Genomic DNA, 6271 nt, shown 5'->3' on the forward strand with positions numbered 1-6271 from the left:
CGCGGTGGGTCAAGGCTGCGGTCACGATCCGCGTGATCGCCTTCCGCGCGCCGGTGGACACTCGGCGGGTAACCCTGTGGCGGCTCGGCCCAACGTCACCGTGCGAGTAGCGATTTCCACCGTTCGGCTTGGGCGGGCAAGTCCCGTGCGTTTGCTTCTGCGACGGCTCCCGCAACGAACGCGCCGACGCCCGCGATGGGGGCCTCGCGCCAGGCCGGGAACTGCCACAACCACCTGCGCGCGGATTCGAAGGTGTGATCCGACCAGAGCAACAGCAGGTATGCAAAAGCGAGTTCGGCCCACGCGGGACCGACGGCAGACATACCCCAGTCGACGAAGCAGGCACGGCCGCCTTCACCGTCGTCTTCGATGAGAACGTTCCACGGGTTCAGGTCGGTGTGCAGCACGTGGACTCCGCCGAGTAGGGCGCGTTCGTCCGGCGTGAGGTATTCGGCCCATCGCTCGGCGAGTGGCGGCAGAGCGATCCCGTGCGGCGGTTGGATATGGCCGGCCCGGGTCAGGGCGTGGGCGAATGGCGACAGATCGGGTCCGCCGGGTGACACGTCGGCGTATCTCCCGTCGACGTGGGTGAACAGGAGGACGTCCCACCCGCGCGGCGTGAGGTGGGCGAGCATGGTGGGGGCGACCTGTCCACCGACCGAGGCAGCCGCCGCCGCTTCCCGCCGTTGGTGATCGACAGCCCTGACATCGGTGATCGGCGTGGCTTTGACGAACACCCGCCGCCCCCGGGCCCGCACCACCGCAGTGAACGGTGACGTCAGCCCCTCGGTGAGCGGTTCCGCCGTCAGTACCGGCCCCGTGACCGACTCGATTGCCGCCCGGACCGCGTCAGGTAGTTCGGTCCATGTCCAGCGGTGTTCCATGGATCGCCCTTCGCGTCGGTCACGTGGTCGGGTCGTCTACTTCTTCCTGCGCATCGCCGAGCAGTGCTTGCAGCGATCCTCACCCGACCAGTGCCACCAGTCGTGGGAGCAGTCCGGCCTGCCGCCGGTGATCTCGTATTCGCCGTCGTTGCCCATGTGCCTCCTTTGTGTCGCGGGCGCTCGGACGGCTCGAACCCCGCCCTACTGCTCTTCCCCGAGCATCGAACGGGGCGAACGTACCGACGCGACTTGTTCCGGTGGGCCCGCCGAACTCATTCGTTTCGCCCGAGCGGTGCCCGGTTGACGGGCTCGCGCCCCGTGTACTTCGGCCGCCGACGCACTTGACGACTGACCCGGCGTTCCGCCGGGCGACGACGAACGCGAGTGAGCGGCAGCGAACAGGTGATCGCAGAGAGTACATCGCGACGCACGAGGGCCGCGGCGGCCACGAGTCGCCGGTCAGGGTTTCGGGTTCGCGCCTACCGCTGCGGCGTTCCACGGGGAGGGCCTTGGTCGGGCACAGCCCAGCGGATGCGGTCGGCGGTGGGCCGTCGCCGCCGGAGGTGGTGGGGGTGCGGTTCGTACACGTCGACGACCATTGGGCCCGGGGCACGGTGGTGGTGAATGGTGCGGTCGGGTGCGTCGCGGTCGCGGTCGCGGGGCGGGTCGGTGGCGGCGCGGCGATAGCCGTACCGAGCGGGCTGCGGGTTGCGGCCGACGCGGACCAGGTCGTCGGGGTGGGCTTCCCACTCGGGGCCGTGCCGGTAGGTGGGGTGCACGCGTACCCGGGGCCGGCCCTGGTGGACGTCGACGGCGACAACGCGGCCGGGCACGTGTCGGCCCCAGGTATCGAGGTCACGGTGTCCGACCCGATCGCCGAACTCCCAGGAGGTGGCGGGGAATCGGGTGCGCGTAGTGGTCATGACGTCCCCTGGCTGGGCATGGCCGGCGCGGGGTGCCGAGCGACGAGCGCCTGAAGGTCGCCGATCAACTCCCACGCCTGGATGACGGTCAGGGCCCAGACGCAGGCGTCGGGCCGGGTGTGGTCGGCCTGGATATCGATCGGGCGCCGAAGGTCGGCCGAGACAACGGCCCGGATGGTGTCGGGGGCGCGAGGCACCAGGTCCGCTCGCCGGTGCGAGTCGGGGTCGGGGGCCACGGGAGTTGGATCCATCAGGGGCAGGGACGCAGGCCGTAGGCGATCTTGACCCGCCGCACCCCGCAACTGATGGCATTGACGAGACACGTTCCGTGCTCCGCCACCTCGCAAAGAGAGGTCAAGAGGGACGAGCAGTACGTGCAGAGGACAGCCGACGTCGAGCGTCGGGACTGTGTCGGTCTCCTCCGCATAGGCCAAGCGCAGACCGGCCCACACGAGGTTCATGCCTCTGTGACGTCGGATGCCGACGCGAGTGGACAAGGTCGCGACGATCAAGAGTCCCCGTCCGCTCTCGTGACCCACGTCCCCGGGCACGTCCGAGATGACGGCAGGCGCGGCCGGACCCTCATTGACGACGAGCAGGACGACCTCACTGGATCGCAACGCGATGCAGAGGAGCGGCGTACCTGCCTCGTCACCGCCGTGGATGATGGCGTTGCCGACCAGTTCTGAAGCAACGATGCGTGCCCAGTCGCCGAACTGCGGTTCGAGGCCCCATCGACGGAGCCGACGAGTGACCATCCGCCGAGCTATTGCCGGGCTGCTCACGGCATACGCCCAGTGCGAACGAACTCGATTGGCAGCCAGGAACGTTCGTCTCGGCCTTCCGTGCCCTAGTCGGTGCCTGATCGCTGTGCGCATTGCCGTACCTCCCCCACCGCTCCTGCGGCTGGCAGTCGAACTCAGTTGCGTAGAACTCGCGGCGCGCCGAACCTGAAAGCTTCACCCGAACCGAGCAGCGCAGCAGAAGTTCCTCACTACGTTTACCCGTTCTGCAATGCTCGCTACAAGCAGATCGGCAAGAGTCAACCCGAATTGGTGGCGATGAGGCGGCGATGGAGCATCATGCAGGTGTCCATGTGGCAGCCTCGGCAGCGCCACAGGCGGCAGAACCCCGGGAGGATTGCGTGGCTGACAACCAGACCGTGAAGCGGCGCCGATTGGGCAACGAACTGAGACGCCTGCGCGAGGAGGCCGGGCACTCGCGCGAGGTCGTCGCCGAACACATGGAATGGTCGAACGCGAAGGTCTGGAGAATCGAAGCGGGCAAGGTCGGCGTGCGCGTCCGCGACGTCTCCGAGCTGTGCGTTCTGTACAACGCGCTCGACGCGGAACTCGTAGCCACCCTCAAGAAGCTGGCGCTCGAGGCGCGCACGACGGAAAAGAGCTGGTGGCATCAATACGGCGACGTGCTACCCGACTGGTTCCAGATCTACGTGAACCTGGAAGACGGAGCCAGCGAGATTCGGGGCTATGAAAGCGAGTTGGTTCCCGGTCTCTGTCAAACCCCTGACTACGCCGAGGCCGTCCATCGGGCCTCGCAGCCGGACTCGACGGGCGAGGAGATCCGGCGTCTCGTCGATCTGCGCATGGCGAGGCAAGCCATCCTCGAACGCCCGCGCTCCGAGGCCCCCAGGGTCTGGTTGATCCTCAACGAGGCTGTGCTGCGTAGGCGGGTCGGCAATGCGGAGATCATGCGTGCGCAGTTGGCCCGGCTGCGGGAGATCGCCGCGATGCCGGGTATCACCATCCAAGTACAAACGTTCGCAGCCGGTGCACACGCAAGCATGCTCAACGGCTTCTACATGCTGAATTTCAAGGACCCCGAGACCCGACCCATCGTCTACATCGAAGGAGCCACCAGCGCCCTCTACCTGGAGAAGGCGGCCGAGATCGACACATATACCGTGGCGTTCGAGCATCTCCAAACCAGCGCAACGAAACTCGTCGCTTTGGAGGGCCTCATCGACAACATCCTGAAGGAGTTCTGATCCGCATGACCACTGCCGGCAGGCACCCCCAGTGGCGCACGAGCAGCTACAGCGGCGGCAACGGCGGCAACTGCGTCGAATCCGCCATCGTAGAAGACCGCGCCCTCGTCCGTGACAGCAAACTCGTGGATGGCGGCCCCGTCCATTCCTTCACTCGGCAGGCGTGGACATCGTTGACGAAGGCACTGCGTAGCGCCGCACGCTGAGGGACGGCTATTGCTTGGCCCCAACCGGCGGGGGGAGGCGAACAACGCTCCATCATGACGCAACCCTCCGCCGACGGTGAGTGGGCGCCCACGGGTCATGCACTGATCGAGGACTGCGGCCGGTTGCGAACGCGGCGGCAGGATCTGCTCCCCGGAATCGTCCACCGCAGTTCGTTATGACCGTCGACAAGACTGCGGCCCGACGAAAACTCGGCAGCGGGAGCGTCGCGTGAACAGATCAAGCACCTCGTCGCGGTGGATCAAGGCTGCGGTCACGACGCGCGTGATCGCCTTCCGCGCCGGTGGACACTCGGCGGCGTTGTCCTGTGACGGCTTGGCCGGACGTCACCGCGCGAGTAGCGATTTCCACCGTTCGGCTTGGGTGGGCAAATACCGTGCGTTTGCTTCTGCGGCGGCCCCCGCAACGAACGCGCCGACGCCCGCGATGGGGCCTCGCGCCAGGCCGGGAACTGCCACAACCACCTGCGCGCGGATTCGAAGGGTGCTCTGACCAAAGCAACAGCGGGCATTCATAAGCGAGTTCGACCCATGCGGGACCGACGGCGGACATGCCCCAGTCGACGAAGCAGCCACGGCCACCTTCACCGTCGTCTTCGATGAGGACGTTTTGCAGACGCCGAACGGGAGTTGCTGATCGCTGAGCCCTTGCCCACGATGACGTTCGGCCTCGTCGAAGAACGCACCGGCCGGCGTGCCACCCGCCGCCGCGATGTGGTGACCGTGCGCCCGGTACCGAACGGCGCCGCGCACATCGTGGACATCGAGTCGGGAACACTCGCGCTCACCATGACCAACCTGTATTGGGGTCACCACGGCGCGGCGACCGAATACGCCATGGACATCCTGGGCACCGGCCGAGAACTCACGGCCGAATACGACCTCGACCGACAGCGTCCACGGATCGCCTCCGCGCCTTGCGTCGCGCATCAACTGCTCTTCCAGAGTGAACTGTTGACCGCCGGTGCCATCGCCGAACGCAGTCGCCCGGCTTGTGTACGAAGCCGCCGGCACCCCGTCGTACCAGGACGGCCGACCAGTGGACGCGCGCTGCCGCGCCCGGGACATCGCGGCGTCGGACGACTGCCGTCGACAGACCGGTCGAGGTCCGCTCGATCCGGCAGCGCCGTCTCCATGAGCCGAAACCGCTCTTCGTCGAGGCAGTCATCACCCAAGCCGCCATCACGTTCGAGGTCGGTGGTCCCGAAGCGCATCGCGAACTTCTCGACCATCTGCTGAAGATCACGACGCTGCCGAACGTCGACCTGCACGTCATCCCGTACAAGTCGGGTGCGGGAGGCACCCACACCGGCGCCTTCAGCGTGTTCTCGTACGACGACAACGAACCAGACGTGGCGTTCTCGGATGGCGTCAGCGGCAGCGTATTTATGAACGATCCACGCGACTTGGTGCGAGTGAACCGGCTCTTCAAGAACCTGCGGAACGTCGCGCTGAGCGCGGAAGAAACTCGCGAACTCATCAAGATCGAGAGAGATCGGACCTGACATGGACTCGAACGACATCTTCTGCCTCGACCTCGACGGCATCGTCTGGACGAAGAGTTCCTACACAGCCAACGCCGGCGACTGCGTGGAGAGGGGCGCCATTCCCGGATCTGCGGCCGTGGCCGTGCGAGACAGCAAAATCACGGAATTTCCCACGACCCGCGTTTCCGCCGCCGCTTGGCGCGAGTTCGTGAGTGCGGCCAAGACAGGAAGGTTCGTCCAGGCATGACCTCGGACGACAAGGCGGACCTCTACGCCTTGGGTCTGTCCGATGCGCAATGGATTACTGCGCCGGGAGCAGACCCCAACGACCGTATCGAGATCGCCGATCTCCCTGGCGGAGGGATGGCCCTACGAAACCCAGCCGACCCGCACGGAGCCGTCCAGAGGTACAACGCCCGTGAATGGGCCGCGTTCCTGGCCGGAGTCCGAGATGTCGAGTTCGACAGCTGACCGAGCAAAACGGCGGAGGGCCCCAAGCCACTTCTTAGGTTCTAGTGGTCGTCGCAACACCCCAGTTCAGGGGGTGCGATGGACTTCGAGGTTCGTGCGGATCGGCGGCCCCAGGGCCCGAGGAAACTGGTCGGTGAGCGGGCGGAATACCTTCGGCTCGTGGATCTTGGGATAAGCAACACGGAAGCCTGCCGGATCGTGGGCATCAATCGCCGTACCGGCAAGCGATGGCTCTACGGCCGGCAGGCATCCGGGAAGAACAAGGCAGCGGCGC

Annotated in this window: 10 protein-coding genes; 6 read left to right on the forward strand and 4 right to left on the reverse strand. The window is 66.4% G+C overall.

The features are described from left to right. Positions 1-95 precede the first annotated feature (95 nt). The 3 genes from GT354_RS15635 to GT354_RS54030 all read right to left on the reverse strand — a co-directional run bounded on the left by GT354_RS15635 (position 96) and on the right by GT354_RS54030 (position 2058). A complete protein-coding gene (locus GT354_RS15635; protein ID WP_161356913.1) occupies positions 96-884 on the reverse strand; it encodes a phosphotransferase in 789 nt (262 codons plus the stop codon). 479 nt (positions 885-1363) lie between these two features. Further along, positions 1364-1807, reverse strand: a complete 444-nt coding sequence (locus GT354_RS15640) for a hypothetical protein (RefSeq protein ID WP_161356914.1) — start codon at positions 1805-1807, stop codon at positions 1364-1366. Beyond that, positions 1804-2058 (reverse strand): hypothetical protein, encoded by a 255-nt coding sequence (locus GT354_RS54030; protein ID WP_237534938.1) that lies wholly within the window; start codon positions 2056-2058, stop codon positions 1804-1806. The genes GT354_RS15640 and GT354_RS54030 overlap by 4 nt, the downstream gene beginning before the upstream one ends. An 893-nt stretch (positions 2059-2951) precedes the next feature. Between GT354_RS54030 and GT354_RS15650 the strand changes: the two genes are divergently transcribed. Both GT354_RS15650 and GT354_RS15655 read left to right on the forward strand, forming a co-directional pair. Further along, on the forward strand, positions 2952-3815 hold the full coding sequence (locus GT354_RS15650; RefSeq protein WP_202511935.1) for a helix-turn-helix transcriptional regulator: 864 nt from the start codon (positions 2952-2954) through the stop codon (positions 3813-3815). Positions 3816-3820: 5 nt separating this feature from the next. Further along, on the forward strand, positions 3821-4021 hold the full coding sequence (locus GT354_RS15655) for a DUF397 domain-containing protein (protein ID WP_161356917.1): 201 nt from the start codon (positions 3821-3823) through the stop codon (positions 4019-4021). Between the two features lie 345 nt (positions 4022-4366). Here the strand turns inward: GT354_RS15655 and GT354_RS15660 are convergent, their stop codons facing one another. Then, complete coding sequence (locus tag GT354_RS15660; RefSeq protein ID WP_237534939.1) at positions 4367-4969, reverse strand: hypothetical protein; 603 nt, start codon at positions 4967-4969, stop codon at positions 4367-4369. A 62-nt stretch (positions 4970-5031) separates the two neighbouring features. Here GT354_RS15660 and GT354_RS15665 point away from each other — a divergent pair, with 62 nt between their 5' ends. The 4 genes from GT354_RS15665 to GT354_RS15680 form a co-directional block, all read left to right on the forward strand. Continuing rightward, positions 5032-5544, forward strand: coding sequence for a DUF5753 domain-containing protein (locus tag GT354_RS15665; protein ID WP_161356919.1), 513 nt, complete (start codon positions 5032-5034; stop codon positions 5542-5544). A 1-nt stretch (position 5545) separates the two neighbouring features. After that, a complete protein-coding gene (locus tag GT354_RS15670) occupies positions 5546-5773 on the forward strand; it encodes a DUF397 domain-containing protein (protein ID WP_161356920.1) in 228 nt (75 codons plus the stop codon). Then, entirely contained in the window at positions 5770-5997 is a 228-nt protein-coding gene (locus tag GT354_RS15675; protein WP_161356921.1) for a DUF397 domain-containing protein, read from the forward strand. Before GT354_RS15670 ends, GT354_RS15675 begins: the two co-directional genes overlap by 4 nt. 78 nt (positions 5998-6075) lie before the next feature. Continuing rightward, the coding region (locus GT354_RS15680) for a helix-turn-helix domain-containing protein (protein ID WP_161356922.1) at positions 6076-6271 on the forward strand (196 nt) is incomplete at its 3' end.

The sequence above is a fragment of the Streptomyces sp. SID3343 genome, assembly GCF_009865215.1.
In the GTDB taxonomy this organism is placed as follows: Bacteria; Actinomycetota; Actinomycetes; order Streptomycetales; family Streptomycetaceae; genus Embleya.